This window comes from Rhodoferax sp., assembly GCF_028714215.1.
In the GTDB taxonomy this organism is placed as follows: domain Bacteria; phylum Pseudomonadota; class Gammaproteobacteria; order Burkholderiales; family Burkholderiaceae_C; genus Rhodoferax.
Genome location: NZ_JAQTMS010000034.1, coordinates 1 through 18,779 on the forward strand (window position 1 = coordinate 1; position 18,779 = coordinate 18,779).

General features: G+C 62.6%; 19 protein-coding genes. 9 read left to right on the plus strand and 10 right to left on the minus strand.

All coding sequences use genetic code 11. The annotated features are described in order from the left end of the window. Positions 1–80: 80 nt before the first annotated feature. The 9 genes from PHS32_RS15315 to PHS32_RS15355 form a co-directional block, all read right to left on the minus strand. Entirely contained in the window at positions 81–1,427 is a 1,347-nt protein-coding gene (locus PHS32_RS15315) for a hypothetical protein (RefSeq protein WP_301079903.1), read from the minus strand. Continuing rightward, on the minus strand, positions 1,411–2,343 hold the full coding sequence (locus PHS32_RS15320) for a cation diffusion facilitator family transporter (RefSeq protein ID WP_301079904.1): 933 nt from the start codon (positions 2,341–2,343) through the stop codon (positions 1,411–1,413). The genes PHS32_RS15315 and PHS32_RS15320 overlap by 17 nt, the downstream gene beginning before the upstream one ends. A 148-nt stretch (positions 2,344–2,491) precedes the next feature. Next, positions 2,492–2,722, minus strand: coding sequence for a DUF2798 domain-containing protein (locus PHS32_RS15325; RefSeq protein ID WP_301079905.1), 231 nt, complete (start codon positions 2,720–2,722; stop codon positions 2,492–2,494). 21 nt (positions 2,723–2,743) lie between these two features. Next, on the minus strand, positions 2,744–2,980 hold the full coding sequence (locus PHS32_RS15330; protein ID WP_301079906.1) for a thioredoxin family protein: 237 nt from the start codon (positions 2,978–2,980) through the stop codon (positions 2,744–2,746). 9 nt (positions 2,981–2,989) lie between these two features. Then, a complete protein-coding gene (locus tag PHS32_RS15335; protein ID WP_301079907.1) occupies positions 2,990–4,036 on the minus strand; it encodes a permease in 1,047 nt (348 codons plus the stop codon). 85 nt (positions 4,037–4,121) lie between these two features. Then, entirely contained in the window at positions 4,122–4,643 is a 522-nt protein-coding gene (locus PHS32_RS15340; RefSeq protein WP_301079908.1) for a sigma-70 family RNA polymerase sigma factor, read from the minus strand. Positions 4,644–4,847: 204 nt separating this feature from the next. Beyond that, on the minus strand, positions 4,848–5,408 hold the full coding sequence (locus tag PHS32_RS15345) for a hypothetical protein (RefSeq protein ID WP_301079909.1): 561 nt from the start codon (positions 5,406–5,408) through the stop codon (positions 4,848–4,850). Continuing rightward, positions 5,405–6,190: a cytochrome c3 family protein gene (locus PHS32_RS15350; RefSeq protein ID WP_301079910.1), complete on the minus strand. Its 786-nt coding sequence runs from the start codon at positions 6,188–6,190 to the stop codon at positions 5,405–5,407. The genes PHS32_RS15345 and PHS32_RS15350 overlap by 4 nt, the downstream gene beginning before the upstream one ends. Next, positions 6,191–6,736 carry a hypothetical protein gene (locus PHS32_RS15355; protein ID WP_301079911.1) on the minus strand — a complete coding sequence of 182 codons (546 nt, stop codon included), beginning with the start codon at positions 6,734–6,736 and terminating at the stop codon, positions 6,191–6,193. Positions 6,737–7,153: 417 nt separating this feature from the next. Between PHS32_RS15355 and PHS32_RS15360 the strand changes: the two genes are divergently transcribed. The 9 genes from PHS32_RS15360 to PHS32_RS15400 all read left to right on the plus strand — a co-directional run bounded on the left by PHS32_RS15360 (position 7,154) and on the right by PHS32_RS15400 (position 17,718). Next, positions 7,154–7,834, plus strand: coding sequence for a cytochrome c3 family protein (locus PHS32_RS15360; RefSeq protein WP_301079912.1), 681 nt, complete (start codon positions 7,154–7,156; stop codon positions 7,832–7,834). A 45-nt stretch (positions 7,835–7,879) separates the two neighbouring features. Then, complete coding sequence (locus PHS32_RS15365) at positions 7,880–8,992, plus strand: cytochrome c3 family protein (protein ID WP_301079913.1); 1,113 nt, start codon at positions 7,880–7,882, stop codon at positions 8,990–8,992. Between the two features lie 2 nt (positions 8,993–8,994). Further along, positions 8,995–9,807 carry a tetratricopeptide repeat protein gene (locus PHS32_RS15370; protein WP_301079914.1) on the plus strand — a complete coding sequence of 271 codons (813 nt, stop codon included), beginning with the start codon at positions 8,995–8,997 and terminating at the stop codon, positions 9,805–9,807. 284 nt (positions 9,808–10,091) lie between these two features. Continuing rightward, a complete protein-coding gene (locus PHS32_RS15375) occupies positions 10,092–10,775 on the plus strand; it encodes a cytochrome c3 family protein (protein ID WP_301079915.1) in 684 nt (227 codons plus the stop codon). Positions 10,776–10,951: 176 nt separating this feature from the next. Next, complete coding sequence (locus tag PHS32_RS15380; protein WP_301079916.1) at positions 10,952–12,106, plus strand: hypothetical protein; 1,155 nt, start codon at positions 10,952–10,954, stop codon at positions 12,104–12,106. A gap of 65 nt (positions 12,107–12,171) precedes the next feature. Next, positions 12,172–14,229 (plus strand): hypothetical protein, encoded by a 2,058-nt coding sequence (locus PHS32_RS15385; RefSeq protein WP_301079917.1) that lies wholly within the window; start codon positions 12,172–12,174, stop codon positions 14,227–14,229. Between the two features lie 2 nt (positions 14,230–14,231). Then, a complete protein-coding gene (locus PHS32_RS15390) occupies positions 14,232–15,266 on the plus strand; it encodes a 6-bladed beta-propeller (RefSeq protein ID WP_301079918.1) in 1,035 nt (344 codons plus the stop codon). Continuing rightward, on the plus strand, positions 15,263–17,011 hold the full coding sequence (locus PHS32_RS15395; protein ID WP_301079919.1) for a cytochrome c3 family protein: 1,749 nt from the start codon (positions 15,263–15,265) through the stop codon (positions 17,009–17,011). Before PHS32_RS15390 ends, PHS32_RS15395 begins: the two co-directional genes overlap by 4 nt. A gap of 86 nt (positions 17,012–17,097) precedes the next feature. Continuing rightward, a complete protein-coding gene (locus tag PHS32_RS15400) occupies positions 17,098–17,718 on the plus strand; it encodes a cytochrome c3 family protein (RefSeq protein WP_301079920.1) in 621 nt (206 codons plus the stop codon). Between the two features lie 25 nt (positions 17,719–17,743). Here the strand turns inward: PHS32_RS15400 and PHS32_RS15405 are convergent, their stop codons facing one another. Further along, complete coding sequence (locus tag PHS32_RS15405; RefSeq protein ID WP_301079921.1) at positions 17,744–18,607, minus strand: hypothetical protein; 864 nt, start codon at positions 18,605–18,607, stop codon at positions 17,744–17,746. Between the last annotated feature and the right edge of the window lie 172 nt (positions 18,608–18,779).

Here is an 18,779-nt window from a genome sequence, read left to right on the forward strand (position 1 = left end):
TCTGCGCGGGGTTCAAGTACATGGATTTTGTACACCGGATTTGGGCATTGCACTGGCCAAGAGAGGAAACGCCAGCTAAATCAACAGCTTGCAGCGTTGCTGGGGGAATAATTTTCTTGTACAGCGGGCGAGACCACAATCACCGGCGCAAAGCCGCCGCCCTCGGTTCTGAAGTTGGTGGTTTGACCCGCGTACATGCGCGCTGCCAGCAACTGAACTTGGCCGGCGTAGCTGTAGGCGCGAATGTCGAATTTGAGGTCGCTCAGCACACCATCGACCTCGATCAGGCGCTCGCTGGGCGGCACCAGCGCCTGCGCGATAAAGTCACCGGCCAGAATCTCGCCCCAGACCCGGCGCGTCAGCTTGTCGCCGCGGTAAGCCGCCTTGGCGCCGTAACCGGCCACTGGTTTGAAAAAGAGCTGGCGCCGGCGTGCCCACAAGTCGTCGGCGCGCTCGGGCGTCACCAACTCGGTCCGCGGCACGCCGGCCTGGAGCACATTGCGATCCTGCGATGCGGCGCTCCAATGGGCCAGTTGCGCGTCCTGGCTCAGCGCGATCAGGTTGCGTTTGTCGGCATACAAGGCATGGGCATGCGGGTCGGGCGTCAGCACCACGGCGCCGGCTTCATAGGCTTGGCGCAGCGCTTGATGATGGGGCTCGGCCAGATAAAAATCGGTCAGCCGGTTGTAAACCATGTCGACCGGCGCGCCCAGGTGCCACAGCTTGCCCTCACGCCATTCCAGTGCCGTCGGATCGGCCACGTTGGCGGCTACGCCATGGCGCTGGAACAGTTGCCGGAACAGCTCGAACTCGGGTGCCAGATACTGCGCGCCGGGGTCGTCGTCCACGATCGCCACCGAGCCCCAGGGGGCGGCGCCACGCTGGCAGCGCCACTCGGCCATGAACATGTCGAACAAGGTCTGTTCCAGGGTGTCGGCGCGGGGTTTTTGCGGAAAGGCCCAGTCCATCGCCTGGCAGCACGACTGCTGGGCCCGCGCCAGCGCCACATTGAGCAGGGCACCACCGGCGTTGGTGTTGATTTCAATCAGCCGCGGGCCATCGGCGCCCAGGTGAAAGTCAAAACCCATGCAGGCGCCGATGGGACCGAAAGCGTGTTGCGCCACGGCCGGCGCGCGCGCCAGCGCTTGCGAGCGGTAACCTGGCAGGGCCACCACGCGCTCGATGGCCGCCACCATGGCAACGATCTTTTGTTCCATCTCGTTGGCCAGAAAAACCACCGTGGACGAGAACAGGTGCGGTCGTGTCTGCGCGATGTTTTGCATCATCCCCTTCAGGCTGGCATCGCGTTCCAGCTGCTCCGACAAGCGGTCCTGGTTCAGAGTGCGGCAAAAACAAGCCTGGTTCAAGGCTTCGGCCGTGTTGTAGGCCACGATAGCGCCGGCGCTTGGGTCAGTGTGGGTGTCCATGATGCGGTTCGTGAGGGTGCTCCGTGCAAGCGGTGGTGAAGGCTTCCTGCATGATCTGCAAAGTCACATGCGTGATGTCGAATTGATTATGCAATTGATGGTTGGCGAGTTTCAGGAAAGCATCGTCCGGGTGACCCTGCGGCATCACCAGATGCGCCGTCAGGGCGATATGCGAGGTGCCGGTGGCCCAGATGTGCAGATCGTGCACCCGCGTGACGCCGGGCAGCGCCGCCAGGCAGGCTTGCACCGCCAGCGGATCGACGCTGTCGGGCACACCGTCGAACAGCAGGTGCAGCGACTGCTTGAACAGGCCCCAGGTCCCCAGCAGAATCACCAGCGCAATCGCCAGGCTCACCACCGGGTCCAGCCAGGCCCAGCCCTGCCACAGCGTCAAGGCGCCCACCACCACGACACCGGCCGACACCAGGGCATCGGCCGCCATGTGGGTAAAGGCGCTGCGAATGTTGAGGTCGCTTTCCCGTCCGCGCATGAACAGCAGGGCGGTCGCCGTGTTGATCACAATGCCGACGCCCGCCACCAGCATGATGGTGCTGCCTTGCGCGTCAACCAGAGCGGGCGGTGACAGCAGCCGGCCCACGGCCTCCCAGGCCAGGGCGCCGATCGCCATCAGCAACAGCAAGGCGTTGGCAAAAGCGGCCAGAATGGTGGCGCGCTTCCAGCCGTAGGTGTGGCGTGCATCGGGCGCCAGCTTGACCGCCAGCGCGCCACCCCAGGCCAGCACCAGACCCGCGACATCGCTCAGGTTGTGTCCGGCATCGGCCAGCAAGGCCAGCGAGTTGACGCGCCAGCCGTAAAACGCCTCGACGGCGACAAAGAAGACGTTGAGCGCGATGCCGATGGCAAAGGCGCGGTTGAAGTTGGCCGGCGCGTGGTCGTGGGCGTGTCCTGCACTCATGTATATTTTCTTTCGGGTCCACGCAGGGCTGCACTCAAGAGCTCGCTGACGTAGTGGACAGGTGGGTACATAGCCGTCATTACAACATTCTTGCCACCAGCGTAACTAGGGTCGCCAAGACCCCGAGCGCATACTCAGCTCGTCCGACTCAATTTGGCATGTCCAGCAAGCGCCCGGTAAGCTTGCGCGCCACCGGCGCCACAAAAAAAATCAACGGCACGCCGACGACAAAGGCGATGCCGTAGGCTTTCATCCATAGCCGGGAAAAGTTCTCGCTCCAACCGACGTTGGCGAAGGTGATGACAAAAGTCATCACCAGAAACATGAGGCTTCCCATCAAAATGGAAAACACCAGATGAAATTTTTTCTGCGGGTTCATCTTGTTATTCCTTTGACCCGATCAGGCCGGGGCCAGCCATTGCTCGATCTTGTCGCGACTCGGCACGCCGCCGGCGTGCACCACTTTGCCGTCGATGACGACGCCGGGCGTGCTCATGACGCCGTAGCCCATGATGTCGCGCAGCTCCTCCACCTTGCTCAACTCGATGACGATGCCCTTGGCTTTGGCCACCTGATCGATCAGGGCGATGGTGTTTTTGCAGTTGGCGCAGCCGGTGCCGAGTACTTTGATGTCCATGAAATCTCCTTAAAGAACAGCGTTGAAAACATAACCGACCAGCAAGATACCGGTAGCCACCACGGCCACAAAGGTGGCAATCAGTCGCACCTTGAGTACCTTGCGCAGAATGATCATTTCGGGCAAGGAAAGCGCAATCACGCTCATCATGAAGGCCAGCACGGTGCCTAAAGCGGCGCCCTTGGCCAGCAGCGCCTGCACGATCGGGATGATGCCTGCCGCGTTGCTGTACATCGGCACGCCGATGGCCACGGCCAGTGGCACCGACCACCACGCCTCCCTGCCCATGAAGCTGGCCATGAAGTCCTGCGGCACATAGCCGTGGATCAGGGCACCGAGTGCAATGCCGCCCAGGACGTAGGGCCAGACCTTGCCCACGATATTGCGCACGGCAGTGAAGCCGCCCTGGATGCGCTCGCCCAGCGTGATGCCGGTGGCTTCAAAATCGGCCGACATTTTGGGCATGTCGCGCACCCAGTCTTCCAGATAGGCCTCCATCTTCAGGCGGCCAATCACCCAGCCCGCCACAATTGCCACAGACAGGCCCAAACCCAGATACAGCAAGGCGACTTGCCAGCCAAACATGCCAAACAGCAGCGTCAGTGCCACCTCGTTGACCATCGGCGCCGAAATCAAAAATGAGAAGGTCACACCCAACGGCACGCCGGCCTGCACAAAGCCGATGAACAGCGGTACCGCCGAGCAGGAGCAGAACGGCGTGACGATGCCCAGGCTGGCCGCCATCACGTTGGCGACACCTTCGGTGCGACCGGCCAACAATGCTCGCGTGCGTTCCGGTGTGAAGTAGCTGTTGATCATGCCCATCACAAACACCACACCGGTCAGCAGCAGCAACACCTTGGGTGTGTCGTAGAAGAAGAACTGCAAGGCACCCCCCAGGTGACTGGCCCGGTCCACCGGCAGCGTCGCCACCAGGGCCTCGGCCGCGGGATCGAGGGTCTGGTACAGCGCCAGCCAGGCGACGGTTGCCAGGGTCAGGAAGACGAGAGGCCGGCGGGTGTGCAAGCTCTTGAAAGGAGCGCTCAAGGTAGTCATGCCAGTGAAGACGATCCAACCCGGAAAAAGACGCAGGGAAACGCAATATTTTTGGTAAAGAGCACCTTTGGCGATGCAGGAGGTGCTAACGCGGCACGAAATCGCTGACCCGGCCAACATCGTCCAGTTGCACCTGGCAGCCTTCGGTCATGCGTTGCTTCAGGCGTTGGCGCGCACGCTGCAGGCGCGACTTGGCAGCGCTCAGACGCAGACCCTTGGCGGCGGCAAAATCAGCTTGCGCCATGCCTTCCAGATCGCACAGCGTGATGGCTTCGCGGTCTTCCACAGTCAATTCCGAGAGTACGCGCGGCAAGCAGGCGGTCAGGGTGTCCACGGTGTCGGTCTCGTCAGTCGGCGCGGCCAGGTCCTCGGGTAGCTGCACCGTATCGCGGGCCACGCGCAGCCGGTCAGCCAGCGTGTTGCGCGCCACCTCAAACAGCCAGGCACGGGCGTTCTGTACCGCGCAGAAGCGCTCCCCCTGACGCAAGGCTTTAAGGAACAGGTCTTGCAGTAAGTCATCGGCTTGCGCAACATCACCCAGCCGGTGGCGCAGCCAGCCGCGCAACTCGGGCTCGTGGGTGGTCCAGGCGGTGGTTAAACAGTTCATTGTTCTGCAGGTTTCGGGCAGCGCTGTGTTCTGGGGCTCGACCGGTTACAGGTCAGTGCAGGCCGACAGTATTTCACACTCGCGCCAACCCAGGCGCGGCGATGGTGAAGCGGTGATCGCTGGACCCGTGTCGGGTGGCGTGGCAAGGCTCCCGGTTCGCTGCCATCAGACCCTGTAGCAGCGTGCTAGGCCCGCCGCAAAGGTTCAAGACAGGAGCTGGTTCAAACGCGTCAGGGCGACTCGCAGATCTTGCACAGACGGGTCGCTTGGCTCGGCGCCCTCCAGATTGGCCAACTGCTCGCGCAGCGCAGCGAAACGGGCACGTTCCAGCGCTCGCCAGGCCCATGCCAGCTTAAGCACCTCATGCTGCCGGCAGGGTTCGGGATCGCTGGAGAAATCGAGTTCCCGGGTCTTCTCCATCAGCTTGCTGAAATCCCGCAATACCAGATTTTCACGGGCACTCCAGAGTCCCGCGACCAGCGTCAAGGCCAGCAGATTGGTCACCACGAACAACACCAGGACCGGGAAACCCTCCGCCACCAGTCGCATCCATGTGAGCCCGGCATGGGCCACCTGCATGCGGTACATGCTGTTGTCGATGAAGTTGTCCAGGCGCCAGTGCAGCAGCCAGATCGATGCCGCGCCCAGAGCCACTTCCAGCGTCATCATCGCCAGCAGCAGCGAGCGCTGGACGGAACTGTCCACGTAATGCCGCCGGCGCCGGTAAACCGGACGGGTGGGCTCGTGGGCAGCCGGCGACTTCATTTGGCGTGGCAGGAAAGACACAATCCCGAGCGCTCCAGACTCACCACCAGCTTGCCGTGGTCTTTTTTGTAGGCTTCATGGCAGGAGATGCAACTGATCTTTCCGTTCGACAGGATAATTTTCTTTTGTGCCAGTTGCTGCTCCGGCTGGAAGCCGCCGCGCAGGCTGGCTTCGCGATAGCTGCGCCCGATCGGATGCGGCGCCGTGCCACTGGCGTGGCGCAGCACTCCATTGCGGCTTACGCTGACCGATCCGCCACCCGAATGACCGCCGGCATGGCAGCCCAGGCAATGCAGGGAATGGGCATCGATGTCGACCGTGCCGCGCCCTCGACCGACGTCCAGATGCCCCGATATCACCAACGAGGTTCCGGCGTCCTTCATGTTGCGGAAGAACGCCGGATCGTGACAGCCCAGGCAGAATTCCCGGCCACGCTTTTTCCCGCGCAGCAGCCCCGGCTCCCGGCCATGTGTCACATGGCAGGTGCTACAGGTCAGGTCACCTTTCCAATCGAGTGGAAACTCGGCTGGCAAGCTGCGCCTGGGAACGAAGCCACTGGGATGGCTGAGCTGCACCGCCCGCTCATGGCACTTGACGCACAACTGCTCCTGGGAAGCGACCAGCTTGGAGGCCTGATCGGGCTCGACATCCGACCCGGCGATATGGCAACTGCCACAGCCGGTCCCCGATGGGTGGGCGGGTCGGTCACCGAGGGCCGCATACAGCAGTCCCATCACACACAGGATGAGGGTACCCACACCGGCGATGATCCATTTGTGCATTTACAGGCGGACACGCTGTTGTGTGTTTTTCAGGCGGGCAAGCGCCGACGCCAGCGTGGCCGCGTCCACAGTTTCGTTATTTGGCCCAAGGGCACGCCTGACCGCGCCGAGTGCCTGCCTCAGTTCTTCGTGCTGCGCCTGCAAGGCCGCAACACTGGCTTCGAAAGCCTTCCATTCGCGCTGCAGGCGGTCGGTCGTGCGAATCGGCAATGGCGCCACCGGTCCCTGATCGATCTGCTGTTCAAGATCGCGTGCCATCCGGTACAGGGGACCGGCAACGCGAAAACTGGCGTACAGGGAAAACATCCAGGCGCTGATGCCGGCGAAACCGGTCAGTGTCAGGCCCAAGACCAGCAGGGCCGGCCCCAGGTTTTGCCTGGCCAGGTCAAAGGCGCCGATGATCTGCCCATAGCTGCCGGCTTGATCATCGCTGACCAGCCCAAGTACCGCCAGCAGTCCCAGGCTGGCAGCGCCGGCCACGCTCAGCCCAATCTTTGCGACCATCCTGACCTCTAGCGGCAGGTGGACCTGCTGACGTTTGCTCATGGTGAAAATTCTGGTAGTTTCCGTGGTGCGTGGATTGATGGAAATCAGTACCGGTAAAGGGACTCGGTTCGGGACCCATCACCTCAAGCAAAATGCTTGCCAGTGTGGGCCCTGCACTCGGGCGCGGTGCCCGCACGGTGCCTCAATTTTCCCTATTTTGAGAGTGTTATTCCCGGATTCGGGAATGGCAACTCGGCGACAGACACTTGAAACATTCCGGCAACCGGTGGTAACCCGCGAAACTCCTGTTTCGAGCCACTTTGGGCAGTCTCGTGGGACCTCCAGGCAATGGCATGCAATGTGCTTGAAGAGTGCACTTCCTGTCATTGTCGCCAACGCCAAATGCCTTTAATTCAGATAACGGTCGGTCCAATCCTGCGTTCTTGCGCTGCTCCCCGGGGCGCGGCAGGGACGCTGTTGAAAGGCTTGCTCGCCATGGGCGGCACGTTGCTGCTTTCGTCAACCCTCTACGGCGGCAGCGTGATCGGCACGCGCCATGACTTGAGCACCGCCGGCACACCCCAGGTATGCGAGTTCTGCCACACCCCGCACGGTGCCAACACCAACCTTCAGGCGCCCCTGTGGAACCGCGCCGAGACGACCCAGGTGTTCACCCTGTACGGCAGTCCGACCATGAACGTCAGCGTGGGCCAACCGCGGGTGTCTTCGCGCCTGTGCCTAAGCTGCCACGATGGGGTGAATGCCAGCACCGTGGTTCACGGTAACAGCGTCAGTACCAAACACGACCTGGTAAAGCCACCCGGCCACCCGGCCCCCGACATGACTTCGGAGCCCAACTGCGAACGCTGCCACTCGGATATGTACGGCGGCAAAAGGCGAACCCTGGTGCTAGGGACCGACCTCAGCAACGACCACCCGGTCTCCATCGCCTACCCGACCGCGGCCCAGGACCCGGCGTTCAAGGTACCGACCGATCCCCAGAAGGGCTGGGGCGGCGCCTCGCCCAATGAGGTGAAGCTCTATGCCGGGGCGGTCGAATGCGGCTCCTGCCACAACGTGCACAGCAACGACTTCGCGCCGTTCCTGCGCAAGTCCAATGCGGCAAGTGCCTTGTGCACCACCTGCCATGCCAAATAACCAGCGCTAGCCGTTTGCCACATGCGTTTCACTCAAGGAAGTTCAATGACACCACCCCGCGGTGCTTTTGCCGTCTTATGCTCGTTCGCGCTGGCGCTTTCGACCCCCGTTTTTGCGCAAGGCGCTCAGCCCAAGGCGAGCGCGGCAGGCGTCGAAGCGGCGGCTGAAAAAACCGCTGGCGCACCAGCCGGGCGTGCCTCCGCGCCCCGGTCGCTGGTGCCGCTGCCAGTCAAGCCGGCGCCGGCTTCCAGCCATGCGCCGTTCGAGGACGGCGACTGCAAGATTTGCCATCAAAACGCCGACCCCAAGGCACCCGGACCGGTGCTTAAAAAGGGACCGGCCCTGTGCCTGGAATGCCATGAGGAATTCACCGGTGTCATGAAACGGGCGCACACCCATTCGCCGGCCCGCACCGCCTGTACCAGCTGTCACAACCCGCACAATGCGGCTTTCCCCAAGCTGTTGCATCTTGAACCAGGGGCTTTGTGCGTCAGTTGCCATGAGAAGATCGGCAAACTCCACAACAGTGCAAAAGTACCCCACAAAGCGCTAACCACCGGCGCCAAGTGCGCCAACTGCCATAACCCACACGGCAGCACGGTGGAGAAACTGCTGATCCAGTTGCCGTTCGACCTGTGCGTCAACTGCCACAACGTGGACAGCATGAAGGACGCCAATGGCAAGAAGCTGCAAAACATCAAGAGCTGGCTGGACAACAACCCCAAGTGGCACGGTCCGGTGGCCTCCAAGGACTGCACCGATTGCCACGAACCGCACGGCGGCGATCTGTTCCGTCTGGTCAATCAGAACTATCCGCCGGAGTTCTATGCCCCCTACGACGCCCGCAATTACGCGTTGTGCTTTGGCTGCCACAAGGAGAAGGCTTTTTCCACCGCGCAGACCAGCACGCTGACAAGTTTTCGCAACGGCGCCACCAACCTGCATTACCTTCACCTGCAGCAGTCCGGCCGCGGTCGTACCTGCCGTGCCTGCCACGAGGTGCACGCGGCCAAGCAGGACCACCTGATCCGCGACGGCGTGCCTTACGGATCGGGCGGCTGGATGCTCAAGCTGAACTACAAGAAGACAGCCACCGGTGGCTCCTGCGAAAAAACCTGTCACGCGGAGAAGAGCTACGCCAATAAGACGGCGCCTTAGCGATGAAGATCACGGCCCTGCTGCTACTGGTTGGGCTGGTGGCCGCTTTTCAACCGGCCCGGGCGGCGCATGCGGCGATCGGGACAGTGGTGGCCAGCACCGAGATGCCCACCCTGGACGGCGGCAAGGCCCCACTGCTGGGCAACGTGGAGGCCAACGTGCTGGTGTTCTTTCGCCCCGACCAGGAACGCTCCCTGGGGGCGCTGCGCGAGCTGGCGCGCTGCCAGCAGGAGTTCGCCGGCAAGTCGGTGCGCTGGCTGGCGCTGGTCTCGGGTTCGGCCGCGCCGCCGGCCGTGGCTGCCCTGATGCGCGACACCGCTTTCGCGGCGCCGGTGCTGCTGGACGACGGCGACACGCTTTACGGCAGCCTGGGCCTGGACCTGCATCCGGTGGTGGTGATCGTCGGGCGCGATCAAAAACTGGCGGCCTTCGAGCCGTTTCGCGCCCTGGACTACTGTCCGGTCATCGGCGCCCGCATCCGCCACGTGTTGCACGAAATCTCGGATGCCCAGTTGGGCCTGGTGCTCGATCCACCCAAGGCCACGCAAGGCGGCAGCGCGCAGGTGGCGCGACGCTATCGCGCGTTGGCCGAGGTTCAGTTCAAGAACAAGGATTACGACAAGGCGCTCGACAGCGTGCGCAAGAGCCTGGCGAAAGACCCCTTGCTGGCGCCGGCACAGGCGCTGCTGGGCCAGATCCTGTCGGCGCAGGGCAACTGTGCTGACGCGCTGCCAGCCTTCAATCAGGCGCTGGCGCTCGATGGCGCCAGCCCGGCGGCCAGCGAAGGCCTGGAGCGCTGCAAGTCGGCACGCTGAAACGCGCCTTCCCGAAATCGGGAAAACAGCTGGCCCTCTTTTTCAAAATTTGGAAAAAAAGCGCTGCTGCTTGTCGGCTGACGCGCCGACATCCGAAGCAGTCCCGGCGATGGCATCGGCCATTTTTTGCAAGCCCTTGATTTGTAAAGAGTTTGTTAAGCAACTCCGAGAACGAAGGGCGGCTGTTGCAGAGGGCTGGCCACTGGCATGCCTTATGCGTTGGAAGTCACGGTTACCTCGTACATCTCTGCAACCCTCTTTGATCAAAGGAAAAGGAAGACACAATGAAATCCAAATTTAGAAGCCTGAAATGGGCTGGGCTGGCAGCGGCATCGCTGCTGTTGGCGCTCGGCGCGACCTCGGCGCAGGCCACCATCGGGTCGATCGTCGCTTCCAAGCACGACTTCTCCGCCAGCGGGCCTAGCGCAACCTACAAAGGCACCACCACGCAGGTTTGCATCTATTGCCATGCGCCGCACAATACGTCCTCCACCACGCTGTTGTGGAACCGCGCCGCCAATGCGGCAAGCTATACGCTGTACACCAACTCCACCATGAACGCCACGACGGGTCAGCCGGGTGCCGTCTCCAAACTCTGTCTGTCCTGCCACGATGGCACCATCGCGATCGACAGTTTTGGTGGCGCCACCGGAACCAAAATGGTCACGGGATCTCCTCTGCTCGGCACCGACCTCAGCAACGACCACCCGATCGGCTTTGTCTATAACGCGGCACTGGTATCGCTGGACCCCGGTTTGCGTGCCGTCAGCACCGCGGCAACCATTGGTACCGGCAATGTGGGCACCATCGAGAGCAAGATGCTGGTCGGAACCGCCGGTTCCGCCACCATGGAATGTTCTTCCTGCCACGACGTGCATAACAGCGTCTCGGGTACCGCGGTGGAAGCCAAGCTGCTGAAAGTTTCCACGGTGAACAGTGCGCTTTGCACGACCTGCCACGCCAAGTAGGCCGCAGCTTAAGCAACTGCACCCGAATCGAATGGCTCAAGGGGAAAGCGTGCCCCAGAGCCTTCGATCGACCCGGTGGAAATGGTCATAACACTGTCACTTTACGCACACACACTCAAGTCTGGAAACCTTCGGTCAGCTCTGTGGCAAGCCGCTCCGTTTCCCGACATTCGATCATGCCTAAACCATCAACCCCCCTGTTCATGTCGACCCGAATGCGGTATGTCGGCGCGCTGCTCGGTGCGCTGGCCCTGCTGACGGGCTGTGCCGCGCCGCCGGCCAAGGCACCGGTGCAAAAGGAAGCCCAGTTCTATCCGCGCGCGCCGGATGCGCCGCGCATCCAGCATCTGGCCACTTTTGCCAACGCACGCGATCTGGAGACGGTCAAGGAAAGCGGCGGCCTGAAGGATTTCCTGCTGGGCGAGGAAAAGGTCGAGGATGCCCTGGTGCGCCCCTATGGGGTGACGATGTCCGACAGCAAGATCATTGTTGCCGACAGCCGTGGCCCCGGTTTGGCGGTGTTCGACCTCAAGACCCGTAAATTTTCGCTCGTGTCCGGCTCGGGTGGCGGACGCATGCAGCGGCCCATCAACGTGGCCATCGACGCCGACGGCACCCGGTACGTGACGGACACCGCGCGCAATCAGGTGCTGGTCTACGACAAGGGTGACAGTTTCCTGGCGGCCTATGGCGGCAAGGACGAGATCAAGCCGGTCGATGTGGCGATTGCCGGCGAGCGGCTGTATGTGGTGGACATCGAGCACCATGAGGTGCAGGTGCTGGACAAGCGCTCGGGAAAACTGCAGTTCAAATTCGGCCGCTCCGAGGTCGACAAGGAAAAATCGCTGCATCAACCGACCAATCTGGCGATCGGCCGCGATGGCGACATCTACATCGTCGAAACCGGCAACTTCCGGGTGGCGCGTTTCACCCCGGAAGGTAAATTCGTGCGCCATTACGGCGAAGCGGGGCAGGCCCCCGGGCAGTTTGCACGGCCCAAGGGCATCGCGATGGACCGCTCCGGTCGCATGTACGTCAGCGACGCGGCCTTCCAGAACGTGCAGATCTTCGACGATCAGGGACGCATACTGATGGCGTTCGGGCAGCCGGGGGACAATTTGCCCGGACTCAACCTGCCGGCCGGTGTTGCCATCGATTACGACAACGTGGCGCTGTTTCGCAGCCTGGCAGACCCCAAATTCAACATCGAGCACCTGATTCTGGTGGTCAGTCAGTTCGGACCCAATCAGGTCGATGTCTTCGGTTTCGGGAAAATGAGTGGTGTCAACTATCCAGCGGACGAAAAGCTCGAAGCGAAACCGGCCCCTTGACGGCGCGCACCACCTGAGTTGCCAAAGAGCTGCGCAAAACGGGGGTCGCCGACGTGAATCAATCCATGTCCACCAGGGCCGCCCGCCGCGCCGCGCGCCTGGCCCTGGGCATTGCCTTGTTGCCAGTGGCCAGCGCTTGCTGGGCTCAGGCGAATGCGTCGTTGCGGCTCAAGGCCGCGTCGGAAATCGCGCCGTTTCGACTCACGGCGGTGGAGGGTTATGTGCAGGCACGCTATCTGAGCGACGACAGCGGCAGCACCGGACCGACCGGGGGTGCCCTGTTGCACGCCAGGCAGTCGACCTTGAGTGAGGAGGTTTACCTCATGACGCACAGCTACATCTATCACCCCAGTTTGCTGTCGCTCGATCTGGGCGGCGGCCCGGTGCTCGACAAGAGCAGTGACGGCAGTGACGGCGCCGGCACCAACGCCAGGCGGCAAATGTTCAACCTGAACGGACGCGCGACCTTCTTGCGCGACAAACCCTACACCGGCGCACTGTTCTACGACCGCGGCAGCCAGACCCAGAGCGTCGGTCCGGCCCAACAGATGCTGACCGAAAACACCCGCTACGGCGCCACTTTTTCGCTGCTCGAGGCGGTGACGCCGGTACCGATGCAACTGGACCTGACGCGCTCCAGAAGTCAGGGAACCGGGGCTGGGCAGGTGGTCGATGACCGGATCGACCAGTTGCGACTCAAGCTGGACACCACCCTGAGGAAGCTGGGCGAGACAACGTTTCAGTTGGTCAGCACGCGCCAGGATTCCGCCAGCGGCAGCGCCGGTTTGCCGATTCAGGTCAGCAGTCTGGCCAGCGACCGGGCGAACCTGGACACCCGCCTGCGGTTTGGCGCCAGCAGCGAATACGATCTCAGCAATGCGGTGACGCTCAACCGGAGCAGCTACACGGTGGGCCAGGGCGCGCTGTCGAATCTGAAGGACTTCAGTTTCGGGCTCGACCTGCGCGGTCGACAGTCCGACGCGCTACAGACTTATGGGCGCTACAACCTCAGCGCCAGCCGGCAGGACGATCAGTCGATGACCCAGAATTCGCTCAGCGCCGGGCTCAGTTATCAATTCAAACCCGAGCTGTCGGGCACACTCGCGGCGCGCGGTGAGAGCAACAGAGCCAGCCAGCTCAGCTCGACCTTGTATGCGGTCGACGGTTCCGTCCAATACCGCCAGATGCTGCCCTTGGGCCAGGCGACGGCCGGCTACAGCGTCGCTTACAGTCGACGCGACCAGCAAGCGACGGCGCTGGAAAGCCGGATGGTCGGCGAGCATGCAACCCTGGGCGGAACCGGCTTCGCCGCGCTGGGCAAGCCGCAGATCGTCGCCGGCTCGGTGGTGGTCAGCAATCTGACGCGGACCCAGGTATTTGTCGAAGGCAGCGACTATGTGCTGTCCCAGGTCGGTCTTGAGCTGCGCCTGCAGCGGCTGATCAGCGGCAACATCCTCGATGGGCAGGAGGTTTTGATCGACTATGCCTACCTGAGTGGCGGCAGCTATGCGGCGAGCCAGTTTGACAATACCTTGAACTTGAGCTGGTCGTTCAAGAACTACCTCAATCTGTTCGCGCGTTACCTGACTTCGACCCCGCGCCTGGAATCCGGCGCGCCGAGCTCGCCACTCAACGCGGTCAGCAGCACGTTCTACGGCGCGCGCACCGATTTTCCGGTATCGCTGGGATGGCAGGAGTTCGAGCTGGGCGGCAGTGCCGAGCGCGAAATCCGCCACGAAACCATCGCGCCCTACCGGCGCGCCAGCATGGAAGCCTATGCCCAGACCGATCTGCCCCTGCTCAGAAGCGGCGGCATGCGCGTTGGTTCGCGCAGAATGCAAGTCGACTACGACGGCAGCCCCCTGCAAGGCGTGAACTTGAGCGCCGTCGACCTGCGTCTATGGGCGCGCGTCGGCCAAGGCATCAACCTGTCCGTCGAAGCGACCCGCCACCGCGACACCGGCACGCCGGAACTGCGGGAAGGCTCGGTGGCATCGCTCAAGGCGCAATGGCGCCAGCGCAAACTGCTCTGGAGCGTGGACCTGAGCCGTGTGCGCGACGCGCAGGGCGTGGCCGAAAGAACGCGCAGCTATGGCCAGATGTTGTTGAGGAGGGATCTCTGACCATGACACACGCCGCTTACCGCCGCGCCATCGCCGTGGGGCTGCTGCTGGCGCTGGGCGTCTTGAGCGCTTGCGCACCCGTGCCGCTCAAGCCGGAGGAGCAGGCCGCGCTGGTGTGGCCGGACCTCCCCAATCCGCCCCGCATCAGCTTCGTCAGGCAATTCTCCAGGCCGGACGATTTGGGCATCGACAAGGGATTTTTCGCACGCCTGGGCGAACTGGTTTTTGGTGCCCGTGACGTGCGCCTGATTCGCCCGATGGCGGTGCTGGCCAGCAACGGGGTGGTGTATGTGGCCGATCCGGGCGCCAATGGGGTGCACCGTTTCGAGCCGAAGGCGGGGCGCCATGAACTGCTTGTCGGCGACGGCGGTCTGGCTCTGCCGTCGCCGGTGGGCCTGGCCTTGGGCAACGCCGGCGAAGTGTATGTGACCGATTCCGAGCGCGCCCAAGTGCTGGTGATCCGGCCCGGGGCGACATCCGCGACAGCGCTGGCCCTGCCGGCCATGCTGCAACCGACCGGCATCGCGTTTGACAAGAGCACCGGTAATCTCTATGTGGCCGACACCGGCGCGCATCGCGTCAATGTGTTCAAGCCGGACGGCACGCTGGCATTTGCCTTCGGCCGGCGTGGCGACGCGGTCGGTGAGTTCAACTACCCGACCCTGATATGGCTGGATCCGGCGGGACGCCTGTACGTCACCGACTCGCTCAATTTCCGCATTCAGATGTTCGATCGCGCCGGCAAATACCTGAGCGACTTCGGGCAAGTGGGGGATGGTCTGGGCGACAACATACGCCCCAAGAGCGTCGCTGCCGACAGCCATGGCCACATCTACGTGGTCGACGCGCTGCACAGCGCGCTGCAGATTTTCGATGTCGCCGGCCGCTACCTGCTCTCGGTCGGCAGCATCGGCGGCGATCGCGGCGAGTTCTGGTTGCCAGCGGGGATTTTCATTGATGAGAATGACATGATTTACGTTGCCGATTCCTACAACCAGCGGGTCCAGATATTTCGCTATATCGGAGGGCCAACATGATCAAGCGCCTAGGGGCGGCGCTCGGCTGCGCCGCCACGCTGGTCTTTCTGCTGTGGGCCGGCGTGCCGGCACAGTCGGCCAGCATCATGGCCAGCAAGCACAATCTGTCGGCTACCGGTCCTGGCACCATCAAAGCCACTTCCGAAGGCGAGGTTTGCGTCTTCTGCCACGTGCCGCACAATGCCAGGGCGGCCGGTCCCCTGTGGAACCGCGATCAGCCGGCCGGCCCCTATACGCCCTATACCAGCAGCACGCGCAAGATCACCAGCCCCGGGCAGCCGACCGGTGCCTCGCTGCTGTGCCTGAGCTGTCACGACGGTACCATCGCGCTGGGCAAGATCAGCAGCCGCGCCGCCAACGTCGCCATGGCGGGCGGGAAAAACAACTTTGCCGTGGGCGATCAAAGCTTTATCGGCACCGATCTGTCGGACGACCATCCCATTTCGTTCCTGTATTCGAGCGTGCTCGGCAATACCGAGCTGCGCAGCCCGAGCGGCGTTGTCAAGCTCGATGCCAGCGGGCAGATGCAATGCACTTCCTGCCACAGTCCGCATGACAATGCCAACGGAAAGTTCCTGGTGCTCGACAACACCGGCTCCGCATTGTGCAGAAATTGCCACAACAAGAGCTACTGGGCGGCCAGCGATCACGCGACCTCGACCAAAACCTGGAGCGGCACTGGTACCAATCCGTGGCCGCACACCAGCAACAGTCCGCAAAACGTCGCCAGCAACGCCTGCGAGAACTGCCACCGGCCGCACACGGCGCCGGGCAAGAAGCAATTGCTCAACAGCGCGACGGAGGAAACCAATTGCCTGGTGTGCCACAGCGGCACGGTGGCGACCTCGACCAAGAATATCCAGACCGAGCTGGCCAAGGTGTCGCATCACGGCGTCGGTTCCTATGCCGGCGTGCATGATGCGGCCGAAGCCAACCTGATGGGCAGCGCGCACGTCGAATGCCAGGATTGCCATAACCCTCATTCCGCCAACAGCACCCCCGGTTCAGCGCCCGGCAGCATGCCGATCACACTGTCGGGAGCGCTCAGCAACGTGCGCGGCATCAACATCAGCGGTACGGCGGTCAGCCCGGTCACCGCCGAGTACCAGATCTGCTTGCGCTGCCACGCCGACAGCACCAGCCGGAGGCCGGCGGCGCGTACCCCGCGCGTGATCGTGCAGACCAATACGCGGCTGGAGTTCCAGACCAGCAATCCGTCCTACCATCCGATTGCCGGTGTCGGCAAGAGCAGCAACGTGCCGAGCCTGCTGACGCCCTGGACCACGACGGATCAGATGAACTGCACCGATTGCCACAACAACAATGCCGGGCCGAATGCCGGCGGCGCCGGTCCCAACGGACCGCACGGTTCCACCAACCCGCTGCTGCTCGAACGCGCCTACACAATCGCCGACAACACCAGCGAGAGTGCCGCTGCTTATGCGCTGTGCTACAAGTGCCACAACCGGAGTGTCATCACTTCGCAGAGCCCGCCAGTGGGCAGTTTTCGCTATCACTACCTGCACATCGTCGGTCAACGAACACCGTGCAACGTTTGCCATGACCCGCACGGTGTCAGCAGCACGCAGGGCAGCGCGCTGAGCAACAGCAGGTTAATCAACTTCGACACCTCGATCGTCACCAAGAGCGGCACCCAGGCGATTCGCTGGGAGCGTGTCGGCACGAACGGCGGACGTTGTTATTTGAGTTGTCACAACGAAAACCATGGCCCCTATAACTACTGAAGATGGTCACGCGGATGCCGACACGCAGGGGCAAACGATGCGCCTGGAACGCGGAAAAATTCAGTGCCACCGAACGGAGATCGTGGATGAAAACCAAACCAAGTCTGATCGCGAACCTGGCATGGTCCTGGGTCCTGGCCCTGGGCTGCGTGCTGCCGGCACTGGCTCAGGACAAGGACAAGGCCTGCCTTGACTGTCACGCCGCGGTGGCGCAGAAGAAGGTGGTGCACGCGGCGCTCGAAAAAGGCTGCGTTTACTGCCATGCCGAGATCGAGTCGAACGCGCTGCCGCACAAGATCAAGGGCAAGACGGCCAAGGAACGCTCGGCCGAAGGCTCCGCCATGTGCGATGAGTGCCACGAGAAGAAGCTGTTCGAAGGCAAGGTGGTGCATGGCCCGATCGCGGTCGGCAATTGCCAGGGTTGCCACACGCCGCACGCTTCCGAGTTTCGGGGTCTGCTGAAGATGGAGCCGGCGGCGCTATGTCTGGACTGCCACCCGGACACCTTGAAGGCCCCCCATGTGATCGCCGGGTTTACGCGCAGCGGGCATCCCCTGGGCAATGAAAAGAAGGAGGCGAAGGATCCGCTGCGTGCCGGCCAGAAGTTCTACTGCGTCAGTTGTCACGAGCCGCATCGCTCGGAGCTGCCCAAGTTGAACCGTTTTGCCAAGGGCATGGTTTCCTGTCAGAAATGCCACAAGATGTGATGCGTTTTGTCGCATCGAGGCCCCGTTATTCGATGACGCCCAGCTTCCCGGAGGCGCTGCCGACGTACCAGTAGCGACCACTGGCATCGAGAGCGGCGTTGCGAATCCCGGTGTCTCGGGTGGGCAGCTTGAAGACCCGCAGCGTCTCGCTGCCCGGGCTCAGCATGATCACGTTGTCGGTCTGGATCTCGCTGGTCCAGATGCGACCCATCCGGTCCACGTTGACCGCATAAGGACCGGCATTGGGGCCACCGGGCAGTTCATATTCCTTCGCCACCAGGTTTGCTATCGGATCGATTTTGGCGAGCTTGCCGGTGCCGTAGAGCGAGACCCACAACATGCCGTCCGGCGCCACCGCGATACGCCGGGGCTGCGAGCCCTTGGCCAGCAACAACTCGCTGATCTGAGCGCTGGCAGGGTCGAATTTGGAGATCCGGCCGGCCGTTTTGCGCGTGACCCAGACATTGCCGCGTTGGTCCAGCGCCAGTCCATACGGATCGTCGCCGATCGGGTATTCCGTAACCTTGCCGCTGGCGCGCGTGAGCTTTCCGAGCCTGCCGGCCTTTCTTTCGGTGAACCAGATGTTGTCTTGGGCATCGCACACCAGGGTATAGGGATCGCCGTCGCGGGATGGGAGCTTGTACAGTTTGATCTTGCCGCTGGACGGATCGAGCTCGCCGATGGCGCTGTTGCCGGAGCCGCCGAAAATGACTTTGCCGTCGCGCGCCACCAACATGCCCCGCGGTTGCATTCCGGCCGGGAGATCCCACTCCTGGAAAAGCTTGGTTTTGGGCTCGAAGCGGGCGATTTTGTCACCCCGCTTGACCGCGAAATAAACGCTGCCGTCGGGCCCGATCGCGGGGTCGCGGGCAAATTTGGGGGTTGGCACGGGCCATTCGGCAAACTGTCCCGAAATGGTTCTTGCGCCAGCGTTGCTGCCGGTGCCGGCGGCCCCGGTGCTGGCTACGCAGGCGCTGAGGGCGAGCAGAGTGAATAACCAGAATTTGAATGCCTGCACCATGTTCAACGGGGGTTGCTGTCTCTTAGATAGAGTGTAAGCA